At 67.8% G+C, this 21,180-nt stretch carries 19 protein-coding genes and 1 pseudogene; 12 read left to right on the top strand and 8 right to left on the bottom strand.

Going from position 1 to position 21,180, the window contains the following annotated elements; genetic code table 11:
* Window positions 1-202 precede the first annotated feature (202 nt).
* The 3 genes from QE379_RS05350 to QE379_RS05340 all read left to right on the top strand — a co-directional run bounded on the left by QE379_RS05350 (window position 203) and on the right by QE379_RS05340 (window position 2,278).
* A complete protein-coding gene (locus tag QE379_RS05350; protein ID WP_306998564.1) occupies window positions 203-748 on the top strand; it encodes a GNAT family N-acetyltransferase in 546 nt (181 codons plus the stop codon).
* On the top strand, window positions 745-1,812 hold the full coding sequence (gene aroC, locus QE379_RS05345) for a chorismate synthase (RefSeq protein ID WP_306998562.1): 1,068 nt from the start codon (window positions 745-747) through the stop codon (window positions 1,810-1,812). The genes QE379_RS05350 and aroC overlap by 4 nt, the downstream gene beginning before the upstream one ends.
* 64 nt (window positions 1,813-1,876) lie before the next feature.
* Window positions 1,877-2,278, top strand: coding sequence for a hypothetical protein (locus QE379_RS05340; RefSeq protein ID WP_306998560.1), 402 nt, complete (start codon window positions 1,877-1,879; stop codon window positions 2,276-2,278).
* Between the two features lie 122 nt (window positions 2,279-2,400).
* Here the strand turns inward: QE379_RS05340 and QE379_RS05335 are convergent, their stop codons facing one another.
* The 6 genes and pseudogenes from QE379_RS05335 to QE379_RS05310 all read right to left on the bottom strand — a co-directional run bounded on the left by QE379_RS05335 (window position 2,401) and on the right by QE379_RS05310 (window position 9,450).
* Window positions 2,401-3,690, bottom strand: a complete 1,290-nt coding sequence (locus QE379_RS05335) for an adenylosuccinate synthase (RefSeq protein WP_306998558.1) — start codon at window positions 3,688-3,690, stop codon at window positions 2,401-2,403.
* A 112-nt stretch (window positions 3,691-3,802) separates the two neighbouring features.
* A complete protein-coding gene (locus tag QE379_RS05330) occupies window positions 3,803-4,909 on the bottom strand; it encodes an ATP phosphoribosyltransferase regulatory subunit (protein WP_306998556.1) in 1,107 nt (368 codons plus the stop codon).
* Window positions 4,906-5,247 carry an endonuclease domain-containing protein gene (locus QE379_RS05325; protein ID WP_306998554.1) on the bottom strand — a complete coding sequence of 114 codons (342 nt, stop codon included), beginning with the start codon at window positions 5,245-5,247 and terminating at the stop codon, window positions 4,906-4,908. Before QE379_RS05325 ends, QE379_RS05330 begins: the two co-directional genes overlap by 4 nt.
* Window positions 5,248-5,390: 143 nt before the next feature.
* Window positions 5,391-6,386: an IS5 family transposase gene (locus tag QE379_RS05320; protein WP_306997743.1), complete on the bottom strand. Its 996-nt coding sequence runs from the start codon at window positions 6,384-6,386 to the stop codon at window positions 5,391-5,393.
* Window positions 6,387-6,617: 231 nt separating this feature from the next.
* Window positions 6,618-8,195, bottom strand: coding sequence for a phosphoglycerate dehydrogenase (serA, locus tag QE379_RS05315; RefSeq protein ID WP_306998552.1), 1,578 nt, complete (start codon window positions 8,193-8,195; stop codon window positions 6,618-6,620).
* A gap of 96 nt (window positions 8,196-8,291) precedes the next feature.
* Window positions 8,292-9,450: pseudogene (locus tag QE379_RS05310) on the bottom strand (phosphoserine transaminase).
* Window positions 9,451-9,693: 243 nt separating this feature from the next.
* Here QE379_RS05310 and QE379_RS05305 point away from each other — a divergent pair.
* Both QE379_RS05305 and QE379_RS05300 read left to right on the top strand, forming a co-directional pair.
* Window positions 9,694-10,347: an extensin family protein gene (locus tag QE379_RS05305; protein WP_306998550.1), complete on the top strand. Its 654-nt coding sequence runs from the start codon at window positions 9,694-9,696 to the stop codon at window positions 10,345-10,347.
* Between the two features lie 33 nt (window positions 10,348-10,380).
* On the top strand, window positions 10,381-11,268 hold the full coding sequence (locus tag QE379_RS05300) for a TIGR00730 family Rossman fold protein (RefSeq protein WP_306998548.1): 888 nt from the start codon (window positions 10,381-10,383) through the stop codon (window positions 11,266-11,268).
* Between the two features lie 130 nt (window positions 11,269-11,398).
* Here the strand turns inward: QE379_RS05300 and typA are convergent, their stop codons facing one another.
* A complete protein-coding gene (gene typA, locus QE379_RS05295; RefSeq protein WP_306998546.1) occupies window positions 11,399-13,240 on the bottom strand; it encodes a translational GTPase TypA in 1,842 nt (613 codons plus the stop codon).
* Window positions 13,241-13,496: 256 nt separating this feature from the next.
* Window positions 13,497-16,436: a pitrilysin family protein gene (locus tag QE379_RS05290; protein ID WP_306998544.1), complete on the bottom strand. Its 2,940-nt coding sequence runs from the start codon at window positions 16,434-16,436 to the stop codon at window positions 13,497-13,499.
* Between the two features lie 218 nt (window positions 16,437-16,654).
* On the opposite strand from QE379_RS05290, the gene QE379_RS05285 reads away from it, so the two are divergent.
* The 7 genes from QE379_RS05285 to QE379_RS05255 all read left to right on the top strand — a co-directional run bounded on the left by QE379_RS05285 (window position 16,655) and on the right by QE379_RS05255 (window position 21,120).
* Window positions 16,655-17,434: an aspartyl/asparaginyl beta-hydroxylase domain-containing protein gene (locus tag QE379_RS05285; protein WP_306998542.1), complete on the top strand. Its 780-nt coding sequence runs from the start codon at window positions 16,655-16,657 to the stop codon at window positions 17,432-17,434.
* A gap of 122 nt (window positions 17,435-17,556) precedes the next feature.
* On the top strand, window positions 17,557-18,129 hold the full coding sequence (locus tag QE379_RS05280) for a NifU family protein (RefSeq protein WP_306998540.1): 573 nt from the start codon (window positions 17,557-17,559) through the stop codon (window positions 18,127-18,129).
* Window positions 18,129-18,719: a malonic semialdehyde reductase gene (locus QE379_RS05275; RefSeq protein WP_306998538.1), complete on the top strand. Its 591-nt coding sequence runs from the start codon at window positions 18,129-18,131 to the stop codon at window positions 18,717-18,719. Before QE379_RS05280 ends, QE379_RS05275 begins: the two co-directional genes overlap by 1 nt.
* A 21-nt stretch (window positions 18,720-18,740) precedes the next feature.
* Window positions 18,741-19,379: a tRNA (adenosine(37)-N6)-threonylcarbamoyltransferase complex dimerization subunit type 1 TsaB gene (gene tsaB, locus QE379_RS05270; protein ID WP_307003093.1), complete on the top strand. Its 639-nt coding sequence runs from the start codon at window positions 18,741-18,743 to the stop codon at window positions 19,377-19,379.
* Window positions 19,379-19,849 carry a GNAT family N-acetyltransferase gene (locus QE379_RS05265; protein WP_306998536.1) on the top strand — a complete coding sequence of 157 codons (471 nt, stop codon included), beginning with the start codon at window positions 19,379-19,381 and terminating at the stop codon, window positions 19,847-19,849. Before tsaB ends, QE379_RS05265 begins: the two co-directional genes overlap by 1 nt.
* A 98-nt stretch (window positions 19,850-19,947) precedes the next feature.
* Window positions 19,948-20,370, top strand: a complete 423-nt coding sequence (locus QE379_RS05260) for a Fur family transcriptional regulator (protein WP_306998534.1) — start codon at window positions 19,948-19,950, stop codon at window positions 20,368-20,370.
* 84 nt (window positions 20,371-20,454) lie between these two features.
* Complete coding sequence (locus QE379_RS05255) at window positions 20,455-21,120, top strand: 1-acyl-sn-glycerol-3-phosphate acyltransferase (RefSeq protein ID WP_306998532.1); 666 nt, start codon at window positions 20,455-20,457, stop codon at window positions 21,118-21,120.
* Window positions 21,121-21,180 lie beyond the last annotated feature (60 nt).

Here is a 21,180-nt window from a genome sequence, read left to right as displayed (position 1 = left end):
ATCCTCCCCAGGCTCCGCTTGGGGAGGGGGACCATGCGAAGCATGGTGGAGGGGCATGGACGATGGCGAGGATGTCCCGCCATCGCCAACGCCGACACCCCTCCGTCAGGGCTTCGCCCTGCCACCTCCCCTTCCAGGGGAGGAATAGGCAGCCAACATTATCTATCGCGCCTTGCGCCCCGGCGACGCTAAAGACGAACCCATGTCCGACCAGCCTTCCGCCGCCATCACCATCCGTCCCGCACGCGGAGAGGATGTTGCCGCACTCGACGGCTTGCTCGTCGCCAGCTTCCCCGCCCCCGCCGAAGCCGCGCTGGTCCGCGACCTGTGCGTCGAGGGCGACATGGTGCTGATGCTGGTCGCCATCGACGAAGCCTCGGACAGCCTGATCGGCGCGATCGCGTTCAGCCGCATGGCCGTCGAGATCGGTGGCAAGCCGATCAACGCGGTCGCCCTCGCCCCCATCGCCGTCGCGCGCGACTGGCGGCATCAGGGTGTCGGCGAGGCGCTGGTCGCCGCCGGGCTCGAACGGCTGGAACAGGAAGGCGTCGTGCTCTGCTTCGCGCTGGGCGACCCCGCCTTCTATGGTCGGTTCGGTTTCGCCGCCGATGTGGCGCGCGGCTTCGACAGCCCCTATGCGGGCGACTATTTCCTGGCGGCCCCCCTGCAAGGCGGGCTGATCCCCTGCGGCGTGCGCGGGGCCGCCACCCATGCACCGGCCTTTGCCCGGCTTGGAGACGTTGCGTGAGCTTCAATACCTTCGGCCGCCTGTTCCGCTTCACCACCTGGGGGGAGAGCCATGGCCCCGCGCTGGGCGCGGTGGTCGATGGGTGTCCGCCGGGGATCGCGCTGTCGGAGGAGGACATCCAGCCCTGGCTCGACAAGCGCCGTCCGGGCACCAGCCGCTTCACCACCCAGCGGCGCGAACCCGACCAGGTCCGCATCCTGTCCGGCGTGTTCGAGGGGAAGACCACCGGCACCCCGATCAGCCTGATGATCGAGAATGTCGACCAGCGGTCCAAGGACTATAGCAACGTCGCGCTCGCCTATCGCCCGGGCCATGCCGATTATGCCTATGACGCGAAGTACGGGTTCCGCGACTATCGCGGCGGGGGACGCTCCTCGGCACGCGAGACGGCGGCGCGGGTCGCGGCGGGTGCGGTCGCGCGGGCGGTGATCCCGCAGGTCCGCATCCGCGCCTGGGTCGAGTCGATCGGCGGCGACCGGATCGACTATGCCGCGTTCGACGACGCGCAGATCGACGCCAACCCGTTCTTCTGCCCCGATGCCGCCGCCGCGCAGCGTTGGGAGGCTATCGTGGACGGGGCGCGCAAGTCCGGTTCCTCGGTCGGCGCGGTCGTGGCGTGCGAGGCGACGGGCGTCCCTGCGGGCTGGGGTGCGCCACTCTATGCCAAGTTGGACAGCGAACTCGCCTCGGCCTGCATGAGCATCAATGCGGTCAAGGGGTTCGAGATTGGCGACGGATTCGCAGCAGCCGCGCTGACCGGCGAGCAGAATGCCGATCCGATGCGCGCCGGCAATGGTGGCCCGCGCTTCCTGGCCAATCATGCGGGCGGGATCGCGGGCGGGATCGCCACGGGCCAGCCGGTCACGATGCGCGTCGCGTTCAAGCCGACCAGTTCGATCCTGACGCCGGTCGACACCGTCACCCGCACCGGCGAGGAAACGCAGATCGCCACCAAGGGCCGTCATGATCCATGTGTGGGGATTCGTGGCGTTCCGGTCGTCGAAGCGATGGTCGCGCTGGTTTTAGCCGATCAGGCGTTGCTTCATCGCGGCCAATGTGGTTAACTGAAGGAACGGACGTTCTCCTGCCTCGTTAACCAATACGAGACAAAAAAGCAGGAGAGAATCAATGCGTTACATGCATGTAATCGCCGCCGGTGCCCTTTTGATCCCCGCTGCCGGCTTCGCGCAGGTGTCGGGCGGCACGACCGGAACCATGCCGGACCAGACGATGCCTGGGCAGACCATGCCGGGCCAGACCCCTGGCCAGACCATGGGGCAGCCGGGTGACACGATGACGACCACCCCGGACAGCACCACCCGTTCGACGACGCGTTCGAAGAATCGCAGCCGGACGACCACCCCGGACAGCACGGTCAACACTCCCTCGACCGTTCCGGACGCGACCGGTTCGTCGACGACCACGGGCAGCGGCACGCTGGGCAGCGACCCTACGACCAGCGGTTCGGTGGGCACCGGCACGACCGGCGGCACCACCACTCCGCCGGGCAGCAGCGGCGGTCTGCGCTGATCCCTTTCGGGATTGCCACTACGGGAAAGGCCCGGTCGCGAAAGCGGCCGGGTTTTTCATGGGGGTGGGCCAAGGGAAACCCTCAACCAAAAAGGCCCCGACTCTCGCCGGGGCCTCGCCAATCAATCCGCAAAGGGATCGCGAACCAGGATCGTATCCTCACGCTCCGGGCTGGTCGACACCAGCGCCACGGGGCAGCAGATCAACTCCTCGATCCGCCGGATATACTTGATCGCCTGAGCGGGCAGATCGGCCCAACTCCGCGCGCCTGCGGTCGATTCCTGCCAGCCTTCCATCGTCTCATAGACCGGCACGACCTTGGCCTGGTCCGCCGCATGGGTCGGGTAATAATCGAGCGTCTGGTCGCCCAGCTTGTAGCCGACGCAGATCTTCACTTCGTCGAACCCGTCGAGCACGTCGATCTTGGTCAGTGCGATGCCGGTGATGCCGCCGACCGCCGCCGACTGGCGCACCAGCACCGAGTCGAACCAGCCGCAGCGGCGCTTGCGCCCCGTGACGGTGCCGAACTCATGCCCGCGCTCGCCCAGCCGCTGGCCGGTCTCGTCCTCCAATTCGGTCGGAAACGGGCCGGAGCCGACGCGGGTGGTGTACGCCTTGGCGATGCCCAGCACGAAACCGACGCCCGACGGCCCCAGCCCCGAACCGCCCGCCGCCGCACCCGCGATGGTGTTGGACGAGGTGACGAAGGGATAGGTGCCATGGTCGATGTCGAGCAGCACGCCCTGCGCGCCCTCGAACAGGATGCGCTTGCCAGCAGCGCGCGCCTCGTTGAGATCGCGCCATACCGGCTTGGCGAAGGGCAGGACGAAATCGGCGATCTCGCGCAGATCGGCGAGCAGCCGCTCGCGATCGACCGGCGGCTCGCCGAACCCGGCACGCAGCGCGTCGTGATGCGCGCAGAGGCGGTCGAGCTGCGGACCCAGATCGTCGAGATGCGCCAGATCGCACACGCGGATCGCGCGACGGCCGACCTTATCCTCATAGGCCGGGCCGATGCCGCGCCGCGTCGTGCCGATCTTGCCCGCGCCGCTCGCATCCTCGCGCAGGCCGTCCAGGTCGCGGTGGATGGGCAGGATCAACGGGCAGTTGTCGGCGATGCGCAGCGTCTCGGGGCTGGCGTGAACGCCCTGTTCGCCCAGCCGCTCGATCTCCGCCTTCAGCGCCCAGGGGTCGAGGACGACGCCGTTGCCGATGACGCTGGGGGTGCCGCGCACGATGCCCGAGGGGAGAAGCGACAGCTTGTAGACATTCTCGCCGACGACCAAAGTGTGACCGGCATTATGCCCGCCCTGGTAGCGCACGACCATGTCGGCGCGCTCGGCCAGCCAGTCGACGATCTTGCCCTTGCCTTCGTCGCCCCATTGCGCGCCGATGACTGCTACATTTGCCATGGATGCTATGCTCCGCCTGCCGGACGGACCCCATGCGCCCTTCGACAGGACTCGGCGCGAGGGGGTTTCCAATGATGTGCGGGGCGCGCCTAGCGGGCTGTGGCCCCGTATGTCAACCGGCGATGGCGCGCGGCTCGCCTTTGTCGAGGATATGGGTGCACAGCTGCGCCTCGGGCGTGTCGGCTTCCTCCAGCGCCTGCACCGTCACCCATCCCTGTGCGCGGAGCGATGCGCCCGTCGCGGGCTCGGTGCCGAAGGGCAGGAACAGCCGCCGCCGCTCGGTCGGCGGGGCGGTGGCGACGATCGCGTCGGCGTAGAGCGAGAAGCCCGTCGCCTTCTCCTCGGTCCCGTCCTCGTGGAAGATGGTATATGTGCCGCCGCGTCCCACTTCGCGCGGCGGACCCGCCACAAACAGCGAGAAGCCCAGCCAGCTCTGAAATTCGAACCCATGCCGCTCGGTCGGGTCAAGGGTCATCGACACCCCCTCGCCCAGCGCGGCGGCGATCGCCTCCAGCGCGTCGAGACGGCTGGCCAGCACGCCTTGCGTGTCGAAGGCGCGCAGCCGCTCCATTGCGGTCGCGAACGGCCCGGCGGCCTCGACCAGCGGAAGGTACTCCGGCGCGATCGCCGCGACCCCGCCCGCATCCTTGGCGTCAAGCCGATCGCGAAGCGCCGCCACCTGATCCCCCGCGACCGGCAGAGGCCCGGCGGCGAGCAGGTCGACCAGATCGGGCAGCGTGAAGTCGATCGAAATGCCGGTCGTGCCAGCGGCGAGCAAAGCCTCGACCGCCACGCGCACCACTTCGGTGGCGGCCGCCGTCGAGTCCAGCCCGATCAGCTCCGCCCCGATCTGCCGCCACTCGCGCGCGGGCGCGAGTTCGGAGCCGCGCAGGCGGACGACGGTGCCCGCATAGGACAGCCGCACCGGGCGCGGGTGGTGCCCCATGCGGGTGGCGGCGATCCGCGCCACCTGTGCGGTCAGGTCCGGCCGGATGGCGAGCGTGCGCTGCGACACCGGATCGACGAAGCGCACCGCGTCATGCAAGCCCCCCGCCTTCAACCGCGAGCCCAGCGCCTCGGCAAACTCGATCGAGGGCGGATCGGCGCGTTCATAACCATGCAGCCGCGCCGCCTCCAGCACCCGCGCCTCGACCGACGCGGCGGCATCGGCATAGGGGGGAAGACGGTCATGATAGCCTTCGGGAAGGAGCGCGGTCATCGGGTAAGCCTGTTCATCAGCGTGTACGCCACGCCGTCGGGGTTGGTCATGACATCCGCATTGGGGAAGCGGATCACCGCATAGCCTTGGCTCTGCAACCAGACGGTGCGGTGGGCGTCGCGTGATTGGTCGCTATGCGTATCGCCGTCAACCTCTATGACCAGCTTGTGGCTGCGGGCGACGAAGTCGGCGATATAGGGGCCGATCGGGACTTGGCGGCTGAACTTGATGCCGTGGAGCTGGCGGTCGCGCAGGATCAGCCAGAGGCGCTTTTCCGGTTCTGTCATGCTCCGGCGCATGGCGCGTGCGCGGTCGAGAAGGACCGGATCGGTCTGCATGTGAATGGCTCCCCCTTTGGGGATTCCTCTGCGAAACGGCTCATTTGTGACAGAGGATCTGGGCGAGGCTTTCGCTGCAGGGATCCGGTACGGGCCTTGGTCAGCTTTGGCTGGCCGGTTTGGAGGGGCAGGATCGCCCCGGCTCAGCCAGCGGCAAGGATGGCGGCGCGTCTGAGATTGTAGATGGTGGCAAAGGCGAGGAAGTCTGCGGCGTTCCGCTCGATCGACAGGCATCTGGTGCGCGCCTTGCCGTAGAGGCGCTTCATGGCGCTGAAGACCGCCTCGACAGGGGCGCGCCGTCTGGCGATGAGGTGGTTGCGCCGGGCCTGCCAGCGCGGCAGCTTTGGCATGTAGCGGTGCCGGCGATGCATGATGCGATCCTTGATCCCGGCCGCCTTCAGGGCCTTGCGACGCGCCTGGCCCTCATAGGCCCGGTCGGCATAGACCGCGCCTTCGTCGCCGCAGACCAGCGCGTCGGCCCGTTCGACATCCTGGACCCTGGCCGAGGTGAAGGCCAGCTTGCGGATCAGGCCCGAGCCCTCGTCCATGCCGATATGGAAGCGGTAGCCGAACACCGGCTTGCCGTCCTTGCGCGTCCAGTCGGCACCCGGCTCCTGGGGGTGCGGATCACCCGGCGCGATCCCGTCCCCGCGCGGGGGCTTGCGGGTCGCCTTGACCACCGAGGCATCAAGGATCGTCCCCCGCCGCAGCACCAGCCCCTGCGCATCCAGCTGCCGGTTGATCTCGGCAAAGCAGCGCTCCAGCACGTCCCCCGCCGCCGCAGCCGCGCGAAACCGGCACAGCGTCGTCTCGTCCGGCGTGCCGCCATCCAGCGCAAAGCCGCAGAACCGCCGGAACGACAGCCGGTCGAGCAGCGCCTCCTCCAGCCCGGGGTCCGACAGATCATACAACGCCTGCAGATACAGCGCCTTGACCATCGCCAGCGGCGCATAGGGCGGTCGACCCGTCCGACCCTGCCGCAGCGGCGACACCAGCGGCTCCAGCCGGCTCCAGTCGATCAGCCGCTCGATCCCCGACAGCTTCGCATTCGATCCCAAGCGCGGATCCATCAACGCTTCCACCAGCGATCGCTGCTCGACCATCACCATGCCCTCCTGCCCGCACAGTGAATCACTCAACCATCCTCATTGCCAGCCGTTTCGCAGAGGAATCCTTTGGGGAAGAACGTACCACTCCCTCTCCCCACTGGGGAGAGGGCCGGGGTGAGGGGTCGAGGCTTGGCGAGACGCTATCGCCCGGCCCCGCCCCTCACCCAACCAGTTCGAGGTGAACATCGCCCCGCGATGTTCAGGCCATGCCGGGGGCATGGCCGACCTCGAACTCCCCGGAGGGGAGAGGGCTTTTAGGATTTAGAACCCCAGACCCATCGCGGTCTTCACGCCCGGCAGCGCCTTGACCTTGCCCAGCAGGTCCGCATCCACCGCCTCGTCGACCGAGAGCAGCAGCACCGCCTCGCCGCCCGCCGAACGACGGCCGAGGTGGAAGGTGCCGATATTGACGCCCGCCTCGCCCAGCGTAGTGCCCAGACGACCGATAAAGCCCGGTGCGTCCTCGTTGACGACATAGAGCATCGGCCCGGCCAGATCGGCCTCGACCTTGATGCCGAACAGTTCGACCAGGCGCGGGGCCTGATCGCCGAACAGCGTGCCCGCGACCGAGCGCTCGCCGTCCGCCGTCTTCACCGACACACGGATCAGCGTGTGGTAATCGCCCTCCCGCTCGGTCCGCACCTCGCGCACCTCGACGCCGCGGTCGCGGGCGAGCAGCGGCGCGTTGACCATGTTGACCGTATCGATCTGGTTGCGCAGGAAACCGGCCAGCACCGCGCTGACCATCGGCTTGGCGTTGAGGTCGGCCGCCGCGCCCTCGGTATGCACCGAGATGCGTGCGATCGCGCCCGTGGTGAGCTGGCCCACCAGCGAGCCCAGCTTTTCGGCCAGCGCCATGTACGGCCTCAACTTGGGCGCTTCCTCGGCCGACAGGCTCGGCATGTTGAGCGCGTTGGTGACGCCGCCCGACACGAGGTAATCGGCCAGTTGCTCGGCCACCTGGATCGCGACATTGACCTGCGCCTCGGTGGTCGACGCGCCCAGGTGCGGCGTCGAGATGAAGTTGGGCGTGCCGAACAGCGGGCTTTCCTTGGCCGGCTCCACCTTGAACACGTCGAGCGCCGCGCCCGCGATATGGCCCGAATCGAGCCCCGCCTTCAGCGCATCCTCGTCGATCAGGCCGCCACGCGCGCAGTTGATGATGCGCACGCCCTTCTTCGTCTTGGCGAGATTCTCCGCCGACAGGATGTTGCGGGTCTGGTCGGTCAAAGGCGTATGCAGCGTGATGAAGTCGGCACGGGCGAGCAGTTCGTCCAGCGTCACCTTCTCCACGCCCATTTCCAGCGCACGCTCGGGCGTCAGGAAGGGATCGAAGGCGACGACCTTCATCCGCAGGCCCAGCGCGCGGTCGGCGACGATCGAGCCGATATTGCCCGCACCGATCAGGCCCAGCGTCTTCGACGTCAGTTCGACGCCCATGAAGCGGTTCTTCTCCCACTTGCCCGCCTGGGTCGAGGCATCGGCCTCGGGCAACTGGCGGGCGAGCGCGAACATCAGCGCGATGGCGTGTTCGGCGGTCGTGATCGAGTTGCCGAACGGCGTATTCATGACCACCACGCCCTTGGCGCTGGCGGCGGGGATATCGACGTTATCGACGCCGATCCCGGCGCGGCCAACGACCTTCAAATTGGTCGCGTGCTCCAGGATGTCCTTGGTGACCTTGGTCGAACTGCGAATCGCCAGGCCGTCATATTGGCCGATGATCGCCTTCAACTCTTCGGGCGTCTTGCCGGTGATCTCGTCCACCTCGACCCCGCGCTCGCGGAAGATCTGGGCGGCCTTGGGATCCATTTTGTCGCTGATGAGAACTTTGGGCATGGTTCACCTCGTCACCCCAGCGCAGTGGGGCCTGGTGCCACGAAGGGCACGATTTGGGAGAGAGGCCCCAGCCTTTGCTGGGGCGACGTAAAGAATTCAGGCCGCCTTGGCGGTCGCGTAGGCCCAGTCGAGCCAGGGGCCGAGCGCCTCGATATCGGCGGTCTCGACCGTGGCCCCGCACCAGATGCGCAGACCCGCAGGCGCGTCGCGATAGCCCGCCACGTCATAGGCGGCACCTTCGGCTTCGAGCAGCGAGGCCATCTTCTTGATGAGCGCCTCGTCCGCACCCTCGACCGTCAGGCAGACACTGGTGGTCGAGCGGATCGCCGGATCGGCCGCCAGATGGCCGAGCCAGTCGCGCTCCTCGACGATCCTGTTCAGCGCCGCCGCATTGGCGTCCGAACGCTTGACCAGCGCCTCCGCACCACCCAGCGCCTCGCCCCATTCGAGCGCGAAGATCGCGTCCTCGACGGCCAGCATAGACGGCGTGTTGATCGTCTCGCCCTTGAACACGCCTTCGGCCAGCTTGCCCTTCGACACCAGGCGGAACACCTTGGGCAGCGGCCAGGCGGGGGTGTAGGTTTCGAGACGCTCGACCGCGCGCGGACCCAGGATCAGGACGCCGTGCGCGCCCTCACCGCCCAGCACCTTCTGCCACGAAAAGGTCGCGACATCGATCCTGTCCCAAGGCAGGTCATAGGCGAACACCGCGCTGGTCGCATCGGCGAAGGACAGGCCCTCGCGGTCGTCGGCGATCCAGTCGCCGTTCGGCACGCGCACGCCGCTGGTGGTGCCGTTCCAGGTGAAGAGCACGTCGTTCGACCAGTCGACCGCATCCAGGTCCGCGATCTGGCCGTAATCGGCGCGCAGGACGGTGGGGTCGAGCTTCAACTGCTTGACCGCGTCGGTCACCCAGCCCTCGCCGAAGCTTTCCCAAGCCAACGTGGTGACAGGGCGCGCGCCCAGCATCGTCCACATCGCCATTTCGAACGCGCCGGTGTCGGAGCCGGGGACGATGCCGATGCGATGGGTGTCGGGGAGCTTGAGCAATTGGCGCATCAGGTCGATGCAATATTGCAACCGCTGCTTGCCCAGCTTCGAGCGATGCGAACGGCCAAGGCTGTCCGTCGCGAGCTTGGCCGCGTCCCAACCGGGAGGCTTGGCGCAGGGACCGCTGGAAAAATAGGGGCGCGCCGGTTTGGTTGGCGGGCTTCGCCGGCGCAAGAGTGGCGTCGGCGGCAGTCGTATCAGTCATTTAAGACTCTCCTCACAGAGAGCACGCGCGGCGTTGGGACCGCGTGGCCCGTCGACGGCCCTAGCGATGCGGATCGATTGTGACAACCACAATCGCCCCGGCGACAGAATAATTCCGGACCACGGCGTTCCAGGGCGTTGAAGCGACGCGATATTGTAAGCGAGCCTCCCTTCCGAATGCGGGTCGGCACGCTTCGCCGCTAATCGGTTGCAGCGACTCCGTCGTCGAAGGCACAAGACGGCGGTGCGAGCCCGTAGCTATACCTCTCTTTGCGCCCTGGTCCTTCTCGCGGCCTGTGGTCGCACCGACCGACCCGTCCAGCAGGCCACGCGCCCCGAACCTTACCGCCCGCCGATCCGTGAGACCGCACAGTGCGAGGCCGATCTTCGGCGCGAGGGCGTCGATTATCGCCGATTGCCCGACAAGGAACTGGGGCCCGGCTGCGGCTTGTACGGCACCGTGCAACTGACCGATATCGGCGTGCCCGTCACCGGCATCACCGCGATGCGGTGCGGCAATGCCCGCGCCTTTGCCGGATGGGTGCGCAACGCCGTCGCCCCCGCCGCATGGCAGATCCTCGGCTCGCAACTGGTGAAGGTCGAGGGGATGGGCAGCTATGCCTGCCGCAACATCGTCGGCACCGCGCGGATGGGCGACCGACGCTCGGGCCATGCGCTGGCCAATGCGGTGGATGTCGGCGGCTTCGTGCTGAAGGACGGGCGGCGGATCACGTTGCTGAACGACTGGAATTCGCCCGATCCGCAAATCCGGCAATTCTGGACGACGATCCGCGCATCGGCCTGTCGGCGCTTCGGCACGGTGCTGACCCCCGATTACAATGCCGCGCATCGCAACCACCTGCATCTGGAGGATGATAAGGCGCGCTTTTGCCGGTAGCGCGGGGGCAGCCGATCCCCTACATCATCCAAAATGACCGATAAAACCCAAGTTCCGAACCGCGTCTTCCCCAATGCCAGCCAGGACGCCGAAAGCGCCAAGACGATCGTCTCGACGCCCCAGACCGAAAGCCCCGCCTATACGCTGGCCTTTCAGGACATGGACTTCCTGCTGCGCGAAGACCTTCGGCCCGTCCGTTTCCAGTTGGAATTGCTGAAGGCGCAGTTGCTGCTCGAAGAGGCCAAGATCGCCTCGACCTTCGTCTTCTACGGCTCGGCGCGTATCCCGGAGCCTGCCAAGGCCAAGGCGCTGCTCGAACTGGCGCATGACGACAAGTCGCGGCGGATCGCCGAGAATCTCGTCGCCAAGAGCAAATATTACGACATCGCGCGCGAACTGGCCCAGATCACCAGCCGCCTGCCCCGCGACGATCGCGGGATGCGGCAGTTCGTGGTGTGCTCGGGCGGCGGCCCTTCGATCATGGAGGCGGCCAATCGCGGCGCGCATGACGTCGGGGCCGAGTCGGTGGGGCTCAACATCGTCCTGCCGCACGAGCAGGCGCCCAATCCCTATGTCACGCCCTCGCTGTCGTTGCAGTTCCACTATTTCGCGCTGCGCAAGATGCACTTCCTGCTGCACGCGCGTGCGCTGGCGGCGTTTCCAGGCGGGTTCGGCACGTTCGACGAATTGTTCGAACTGCTGACCCTGATCCAGACGGGGAAGATTCAGCCTATCCCGGTGCTTCTCTTCGGACGCGCCTTCTGGGAACGGGTGATCGATTTCGAGGCGCTGGTCGAGGAGGGCGTGGTGTCCGAGCGCGACCTGGGCATCTTCACCTATGTCGAAACCGCCGAGGAAGCGTGGGACGTGGTGCGCAACTTCTATGAAGAGCGCGCCCGCAAGGAAGCCGAGCAGGGGTAAGGCCCTGGCGTCTTGAAAGCTTGGCAGAGCCCGTCGTCGCGAGATGGCGGGCTTTGTCGTGAACAAGCGTCAGGTTCGTCGCCCCGCCCAACGAAAACGGGCCGGACGTTTCCGCCCGGCCCTTCCCTGATTACGCCGCCTTCGAGCGAGCCGCGCGCTTGCGCTCGTTCGGGTCGAGATAGCGCTTGCGCAGACGGATCGACTTCGGGGTCACTTCGACCATTTCGTCGTCGTCGATATAGGCGATAGCCTGCTCCAGCGTCATCTTCTTCGGCGGGGTCAGGCGGATCGCGTCGTCCTTGCCGCCGCTTGCGCGGAAGTTGGTCAACTGCTTCGCCTTCATCGGGTTGACCTCGAGGTCATCCGTCTTGGCGTTCTCGCCGATGATCATGCCTTCGTACAGCGCTTCGCCGTGGCCGACGAACAGGATGCCGCGCTCTTCGAGCGGACCCAGTGCATAGCCCTGCGCTTCGCCCGCGCCGTTCGAGATCAGGACGCCGTTCTTGCGGCCTTCGATCTTGCCCTTGTGCGGGCCGTAACGCTCGAACAGGCGGTTCATGATGCCGGTGCCGCGCGTGTCCGACAGGAACTCGCCGTGGTAACCGATCATGCCGCGCGACGGCGCGGAGAAGGTGATGCGGGTCTTGCCACCGCCCGAGGGACGCATGTCGGTCATCTCGGCCTTGCGCAGGTTCATCTTCTCGACGACCGTGCCCGAATATTCCTCGTCCACGTCGATGATGACGGTTTCGTACGGCTCGGTCTTCTTGCCGTCCTCGTCCTCGCCGAACAGCACGCGCGGGCGGCTGATGCCCAGCTCGAAGCCTTCGCGGCGCATCGTCTCGATCAGAACGCCAAGCTGGAGTTCGCCGCGACCGGCGACCTCGAAGCTGTCGCGGTCGTCGCTCTCGGTGACCTTCACCGCGACGTTCGATTCCGCTTCGCGCATCAGGCGGTCGCGGATCATGCGGCTGGTCACCTTGGTGCCCTCACGGCCCGCCATCGGCGAGTCGTTGACCGCGAAGCGCATCGACAGCGTCGGCGGATCGATCGGCTGCGCCTGGAGCGGCACGGTCACGCTGGTATCGGCGATGGTGTTCGCCACGGTGGCGACCGCCAGACCGGCCAACGAGATGATGTCGCCCGCCTTGGCTTCCTCGACCGGCACGCGGTCCAGGCCGCGGAACGACAGGATCTTCGACGCGCGGCCGGTTTCGATGACATTGCCATCGGCGTCGAGCGCGTGGATCGCCTGGTTCAGCTTGACCGTGCCCGAGTTGACGCGGCCGGTCAGGATACGGCCGAGGAAGTTGTCGCGGTCGAGCAGCGTCACCAGGAAGGTGAAGGGCACGTCCTCGACCTCGACCTTCGGGGCCGGAACATGGTTCACGATCGTCTCGAACATCGGGATCAGCGTGCCTTCGCGCGCGTCCATGTCGGTCGAGGCATAGCCGTTGCGGCCCGAGGCGTAGAGGACCGGGAAGTCCAACTGCTCGTCATTCGCGTCGAGCGAGACGAACAGGTCGAACACTTCGTCCAGCACTTCCTGGATACGCGCGTCGGCGCGGTCGACCTTGTTGACGACGACGATCGGCTTCAGGCCCAGCGCCAGCGCCTTGCCGGTCACGAACTTCGTCTGCGGCATCGCGCCTTCCGACGAATCGACCAGCAGGACGACGCCGTCGACCATCGACAGGATGCGCTCCACCTCGCCGCCGAAGTCGGCGTGTCCGGGGGTGTCGACGATGTTGATGCGGATCGACTCGTCGCTGCCCGGCGGAGTCCAGTCGACCGAGGTCGGCTTGGCGAGAATGGTGATCCCGCGCTCCTTTTCCAGGTCGTTGGAGTCCATCGCGCGTTCTTCGACACGCTGGTTGTCGCGGAAGGTGCCCGACTGGCGGAACAGCTGATCAACCAGGGTCGTCTTGCCATGGTCGACGTGCGCGATGATCGCCACGTTGCGGAGGCTCATGCAAATTTCTCTTGTTCGGAGGGTATGTCGCCGGGGCCCATAGCCGAAATGCGGCGCGAGCGAAAGGGCGGCGCGGATTTTGCGGCGCACAAAGGTCGTTCAGGGCGGAAACGTGCGGCCGAACACCTGGTTCCTCCCCGGCACGGGGAGGTGGCAGCCGAAGGCCTGACGGAGGGGGGCTTCCCCACAGGACGCCCCTTGCGGCACGCCCCCTCCACCAGCCTGCGACTGGTCCCCCTCCCCGTGCCGGGGAGGATCATTTGGCCTTGGGCACCACCTTCACCGACCAGTCCGTATCGGGCCGCAGGAAGCGCGCCGCGACCGCCTGCAAATCCGCCGGACCGATCGAGACGAAATCCTGCGCCAGCCGCTTGGTCGCCTCGACCCGTTGCGGGTCATAGGCCGCCCCGGCCAGACGCTGCATCCAGAACTGGTTGCCCGACGCCATGCGCGCCAGGCGCTGCGCCATGGGCCGCTTGATCCGTTGCAACTCGTCCGCGCCGATCGGGTTGGCGGCCAGGTCGGCGGCGATGGCGCGCGCGGTGGTCAGGAAGAAGTCGACCTTGTCGGGCGCGACCATGCCGATCGCGATCATCCGCCCGCCACTGGGCAGGCCGACCGGCCATTGGCTGGCGACCTGCGGGCTGTAGCTCGCGCCTGCCTTCGAACGGAGCTGGTCCATCAGCCGGTCGGAAAAGACCTGCGCCAACACGTCCAGCCGGTTGCGGATACGGTCGTCCGCCGATCCGCCGCCGGTCGGCCAGGCGATCACCGCCGCCGCCTGGTCGGCGGGGCCAGTATGGGTGCGCACCACCGGGGTGGCGACATGCGCGGGGAAGCGGACCGGCGGCACCGGACCCGCGGCCGCGGGTCGCGCCGGGATCGCGCCGAAGCTGTTCGCCACCGCCGCGATCGCCTCGTCCGGCTTCACGTCGCCGAAGACCGACACCTCGATCGGCCCCGTGGCGAGCAGCGGGGCCCAGAGCGCCTTGAAGCTTTCGGGCGTGGTCGCCCGGATTGCCGAGCGCGGCGGGGTGCCCCAGCGCGGATCGCCATCGCGCAGCAGCCGTTCCAGATCACGGCCCAACACCCCGTCGGGCGAGGCGTCGAACCCGTCATAACCCGCCAGCATCGCCGCCTTGGCCCGGTTGACCGGCGCGGGGTCCCAGCGCGGCGCAACCAGCTTGGCCGCCATCAGCTTCAGATTATCGGCATAATCGCCGGGCGAGGACAGCGCGTTGAAGGCAAAGGCATCGTCATCGATATCGAAGTCCATCCCCATGGTCCGCCCGGCGGTCAGCCGGTCGAGATCGCCCTGGTCGAACTTGCCGATACCGCCCGCGACCAGCGCGAGATCGGCGGCCCAGGCGGCGCTTTCCCGGTCGGCCGGAAGCGCATTGTATCCGCGCCCGAACCGCGCGCGCAGATAGACGCGCCCCGTCTCCCCGTCATTGGCCAGCAGCAGCAACCGCGTGCCATTGGCGAAGGTGACCTTCTCCAACCCCAGCTGGTCGATCTTCTCGCGCGACACGACCTTGCCGGGCGTGCCCAGCCTGGGAAGCTGTGCGAAGCTGATATTGCCCTGGCGACGGCGATGCTCGGCCAGCGGACGGACATCGGCCTTCAACGCGGCGGTCAGGCGTGCGACCGCATCCGGCTCCGGCGTGCGGGTGTTCACCAGCGCGCGGGTCGCCGTGCCCTGGAATATCTTCCGGGTGGAGGCGAGCACCGAGTCCGGCGTGAACATCTTCTTGTCGATCGCCTGGCGCAGGATCTGATAGCTCGTCTCCGGCGCGGTCACGGTTTCGCGGATGTCGAGCGCGCCGACCATGTCGTCGGCCTGCTTGGCCCCCGCCTCCACCCGCGCGGTGTCGACCTGGGTGCGCAGGATCGCATCGTAATCGGCGAGTTCGCGGTCGATCTCTCCTTGCGTCGGCTTGGTCGCCATGGCGGAGGCGATGACCGCGCGCACGTCCTTCAGCGCGGCTTCCCAATTGTCGCCGATCGGTATGACGTTGACGGTGGTCACATTGGCCGAGCGCGACACATCGTCCAGCGCGACGCTGGCCTGAAGGAAGCTGCCCCCCGCCCGCGCGCGATCTTCCAGACGGCGGCTGATGAGGCGCGCGGCGACCATGTCGACCATCCGCTTCTGGTTGAAGATCGCGGTATCGTCCTGATATTTCCAGGGACGCAGCACCGCCATCGCCACCACCGGCGGCATCGCCGGTTCGACCAGCGCGCCCGCGACGGCGGCATCCGCCTTGGGGCTGCCGAAATCGGGGGCGGGCGGCTTGGGGCCGACGCCCTGCCAGTCGCCGAAATTCCTGGCGACCAGCCGCGCGAACAGCAGCGGGTCGAGATCGCCCGAGATGATCACCACCGTATTTTCAGGGCGATACCAGCGGTCGTGGAAAGCGCGCACGCTGTCGGGCGTCGCGGCCTCCAGCGTCTTGAGCTGGCCGATCGGCGAGCGCTCGGCGAGCGGTTGTCCGGCGAAGAAGGTTTCGCGCAGCTTGTCCGAATAGCGGACCTGCGGGCCGGGCTGCTCGCGCCGCTCGGCCAGGACGACGGGCCGCTCGGCATTCAATGCCTCGCTGGTCATGTAGGGGGCGGACATCATGCCTGCCAGGATCTTCAGGCTTTCGTCCAGCCCCTGCTCGGTCGCGCCGGGCAGATCGAGTTGATAGACGGTCTGGGTCGGCGTGGTGGAGGCGTTGGAGTCCGAGCCGAAGGTCGCGCCCAGCCGCTGCCAGATGCGCTTGGCTTCGCCATCGGGCACATGCTGCGACCCGCGGAAGGACAGATGCTCGATCAGATGCGCGAAGCCGCGCTCCGAATCGCTTTCGTTGAGTGAACCGGCATCGATCCGCACCCGGACCGCCACCTGCCCCGGCGGCACGCCGTTGCGCCGCACGGCATAGCGCAGACCGTTCGGCAGGGTACCGAACTTCCATGCCTTGTCCTGCGGCAGGTCGGAATCCTTGTAGAGCCACGGGCTCTGGTCGACGCCCGGTATCGGCGGCAACGGGGCGAGCGGATCGCGCGCCGTCTGCGGCTGGGGTGCGGTCGCCACGGTGGCGGGGACCGGCATCCCCTGCGGGACCGATGGGTCCTGGGGCCGGTCGGTCCGGGGAGCCTGACCGATGACGGGAAGCGCCAGTCCGAGAAGGACCGGCAGGGCAAGACAGCGCATTGCGCGGGACGGAAACGCCATTCCCCCTCTTAACCCGTGGCCCGCCGCTTCGCCAGCCGCCCCTAAATCGCCCCAAAGCGCCTTGATCGCGCCGCGCCACCAGCCGCCGCGCCATCATTTGGGCGCACTATGCGCTTAGGGCGATGTCACTGATCCCGCATGACAAGGGCCCGTCAAAGGCCCGGATGCGGGGGCAGGCCGGGGATGTACGGAACGTGATGACCAAGTCGATGAATGCCGGTGCCCGGCGTCGGGCGTCGGACACAATATGGCATGAATCGGGCGAAACCGATGGCGATGGACCGATGCCCGCCGCCCGGCGATTTCAGCGCGATTCGGACCGGGTCGAGCGTATCGCGTCTCTGGTCCCGCCACCCGCCGCCGAACCCGTCGCAGGTCCGCCCGTCCCCGCCCCGACCGGCGGCGCGATGCTCCACCGGTTCGGCCGCCTGTTCGACGGGCTGATCGCGTCCCAGTCGCTGGCCTCCACCGATCCCGTTCTCGACGTTCGCGACTTCGCCTGGACCGCCGGGCTGCGCCGCGAATGGGCCGCGATTCGCGCCGAGGCGGTGGCGATGGCGCCCTCCGGCCTGATGCCGCTCTGGCAGGATGGCGGGGCGGTGGCCATTCGCGCGCCGGGGTGCCCGCGCACCCTCGCGGCGCTTCGGGCGATCCCCGGCCTGTACGACGCCGCCTTCGCCTCGCTCGCGCCCAATGCGCATATCCCGACGCGGCGCGGCGCGACCAAGGGGCTGATCACCTGTCACCTCGGACTGGTCGTGCCGCGCGACGGCGGGGCCCGGATGCGCGTGCGCGATCGCATCCTCCGCTGGGCGGAGGGCGAGACGCTGATCTTCGACGACAGTTTCGATCACGAGATCCACAATGACGCCGAAGGGCAGCGGATCGTCCTGCGCATCCGCTTCGCCCGCCCGCTGCGACGGCCGGGGCAATGGGTGGCGGGGGCGGTGCTGCGGCTGTTGCGGGAGCGGATCTGATCCGATCCTCCCCGATGCGGGGAGGATCTAGCCGAACCGCCCAGCCCCAGGTTGCGCGCTGGAAACGCATCCTTTCCCGTGTCCCGCTTGATCCCCGCCGCCGCCCGCGCCACATGGGGGCCATGCTGATCGAGACCGAACCCACGCCCAACCCGGCGACGCTGAAATTCCTGCCCGGCCGCAAGGTGATGGACAGCGGGACGCGCGACTTCGCCTCCCCCGAGGAAGCCGGTGCCAGCCCGCTGGCCGAGGCGATCTTCAATCTGGGCGACGTGACCGGCGTGTTCTTCGGTCGCGACTTCGTGTCGGTGACGATCGCGCCGGGCGTCGACTGGTCGGACGTGAAGCCCGATGTGCTGGGCATCCTGCTCGACCATTTCTCGGCGCAGATGCCGCTGTTCAAGCAGGGCGCGGCGGACTTCGCGGTGCCGGTGGAGGAAGAAGCCTTTGCCGACGATCCCGAGGACGCCGACATCGTCGCGCAAATCCGCGAACTGATCGACACGCGCGTGCGGCCTGCGGTCGCCAATGACGGCGGCGATATCGTCTATCGCGGCTTCGACAAGGGCAAGGTCTTTCTCAAGATGCAGGGCGCATGCGCCGGTTGCCCCTCGTCCACCGCGACGTTGAAGAACGGGATCGAGCAGTTGCTCCGCCACTACGTCCCCGAAGTCACCGAAGTGAGGGCCGTCTGATGAACCCGATCGACGACGCCAGCCTGGACCGGCTGTTCCGCGAGGGGCGCACCTTCAACCATTATCTCGACAAGCCCGTGGGCGAGGACGAGATTCGGGCGCTTTGGGACCTGATGAAGATGCCCCCGACCTCGACCAACCAGAGCCCCGCGCGGCTGGTCTGGTGCCTGAGCCAGGAGGCCAAGGACAAGCTGGCCGATTGCGCCTCCGGCAGCAATGCGGAGAAGATTCGCGCCGCCCCCGCCACGGTCATCATCGGCATGGACGTGAACTTCCACGAATATCTGCCGCAGCTATTCCCGCATGTCGATGCCAGGAGCTGGTTCGACGGCAATACCGAATTGCGCGAGGCCTCGGCCTTCCGCAACAGTTCGCTCCAGGGGGCCTATCTGATCCTCGCGGCACGGGCGCTGGGGCTGGATACCGGCGCGATGTCGGGCTTCGATCAGGGTGCGGTGGACAAGGCCTTCTTCGCCGATCAGCCGGGCGTGCGGTCCAACTTCATCGCGACCATCGGCTATGGCGACCGCAGCACGCTTCACCCGCGCAATCCGCGCCTGGCGTTCGAACAAGCCAACCGAATCGTCTGAGCCGCCTCCGTGAGCCGCACCTTGCGCACGCTGGTCATCGACACCGCCACCGCCGCCTGCTCGGTCGCCCTGCTCGACGGCGACCGGGTGATCGCCCGCGCGCATGACGTGGTCGGGCGCGGCCATGCCGAAAAGCTGGTGCCGATGATCGCCGCCCTGCCGGATGGCGGACGGGCAGAGCGCATCCTGGTCGATTGCGGCCCCGGCAGCTTCACCGGCATCCGCGTGGGCATCGCCGCCGCGCGCGGGCTGGCACTGGGTTGGGGGGCGAGCGCGTCGGGCTACAATTCGCTGGCGCTGGTCGCCGCCGCCTTTTTCGCGGACTCGCCGGACGAGAGTGTCTCGGTCGTGCTGGAGGGCGGACATGGCGAGGTCTTCGTACAGGCTTTCGCGCGTGACCTGACCCCGCTCTCCCTCTTCGCGTCGATGAAGCCCGATGCGGCGCTGGCAGCGCTCGACGGGCGGACGGCGGTGGGCAACGGTGTGCGCTGGCTGACCGCGCTGCAAGCCGACCTGCCCGTGGTCGAGGCGTTGCCCAATGCGGCGGAGGCGTGGCGCCTGCCCGCCGCCCTGACCGACCTGCCCCCCCGCCCCGTCTATGGCCGCGCGCCCGACGCCAAGCTGCCCGGCGGGATCACGCCGCCGGGGCTCGCCGCCTGATGGCCAGCCTCAGCCTGACACTGCGCGGCGGCGATGCGCGTGATGCCGGGGTCGTCGAACAGGTCATGGCCGCCGCCTTCGACCCGCAATGGGGAGAGGCGTGGACCCGCGCGCAATTGCTCGGCGTGATGGCCATGCCGGGCATTCACCTGCTGATCGCGGAAGCGGGCGGCGACGCGGTGGGCTTCGCACTGACCCGCTCGGTGATGGACGAGGCGGAATTGCTGCTGCTCGGCGTCGCGCCCGATCACCGCCGCAGCGGCATCGCCAGCGCGCTGGTCCGCATGGTCGTCGCCGACTGCGCCGCGCGCGGGGTGGTCACGCTGCATCTGGAGGTCCGGTCGAACAATCCGGCCGTGCTGTTCTATACCGCGCACGGCTTTGAGAAATGCGGCGAACGGCGCAATTATTACAAGGGCGCGGACGGGCGGCATTACGACGCCCACACCTATTCCCGAGCCATCGGCTGACCCGATCACAGTTTCCGGGTTATTGCGAGTCGCTATCCCTTTTCGCAATAGTGCTTTGCGCGTAGAGAGGGGATCAGCCCGAGGAGTTACACGTTACCATGGCCCGCAAAATCGATCTCGAAGCGCTGTGCGCACAAAAAGGACTGCGCATCACCGAACAGCGCCGCGTGATCGCCCGCGTCCTGTCGGAAGCGGAGGACCATCCCGATGTGGAAAAGGTCTATGAGCGCGCCGCCAAGATCGATCCGGGCATCTCGATCGCGACGGTGTACCGCACGGTCCGCCTGTTCGAAGAGGCGGGCATCCTCGACCGCCACGATTTCGGCGACGGCCGCGCCCGCTACGAACCCTCGCCCGAAGCACATCACGACCATCTGATCGATGTCGAGACGGGCCGGGTGATCGAGTTCGTCGACCCCGAACTGGAGCAACTGCAAAAGGCGATCGCCGAAAAGCTGGGCTTCCGCCTGGTCGATCACCGGATGGAGCTTTACGGCGTCAGCCTCGACCGCAAGAACTGATGGCGGCGGTCGCCGCCTCGATCGACGCGCGACCGTAAAGGCGGCCTGCGCGCAGCAGGTCGCCTTTCTTGCATTATCGGCACCTTGCTGGTCGCGCTGGCGCTGCACGGCGCGTGGCGGGCGCTGGGGCGGGACTCGCCCTGGCCGCGCCGGTTCCTGCGGCGGGTGGCCGTCATTCTGGGCGCGGATATCCGGGTGGTCGGCCAGCCGCTGACCCGCGATGCGGCAATCGCGGCCAACCACCTGAGCTGGTTCGATATTCTTCTGCTGGCGGGCACGTCGGGCGCACGCTTCGTCGCCAAGGCGGAGGTGGCGAGCCTGCCGCTGATCGGCTGGCTGGCGAGCCTCAACCGCACCCTCTTCGTCGCGCGCGGCGACCGGCTGGGCGTCGGCGATCAGGTCGCGACGATCCGCGCGGCGCTGACCGAGGGACAGCCCTTGGCGATCTTTCCCGAGGGCACGACCGGCGACGATCTGTCGCTCCTGCCCTTCAAGCCCGCCCTGTTCGCCGCGCTCGTCCCGCCGGTCCCCTGCATCCGGGTGCAGCCGGTGCGGATCGACTATGGCGCGGCGGCCGCCGATCTGGCGTGGCTGGGCGAGGATGCGGGGGATGCCCATGCCAAACGGGTCCTGCGCCGCGCGGGGCGGTTCACGGTGACGCTCCACTATCTCGCCCCCTTCGACCCCGCCGACTTTCCCGACCGCAAGGCCATGGCGGCGGAGGCACGCGCGCGGATCGCCGCGTCCTGACGCGCGGGACGACGGATTGCCGGGTGCTGGCGACGCGGCCCGATTTGCGATAAGGGGCGC

The sequence above is a fragment of the Sphingomonas sp. SORGH_AS_0879 genome (assembly GCF_030819175.1).
GTDB lineage: Bacteria > Pseudomonadota > Alphaproteobacteria > Sphingomonadales > Sphingomonadaceae > Sphingomonas.
This window is presented reverse-complemented; position numbering and strand designations above follow the sequence as displayed.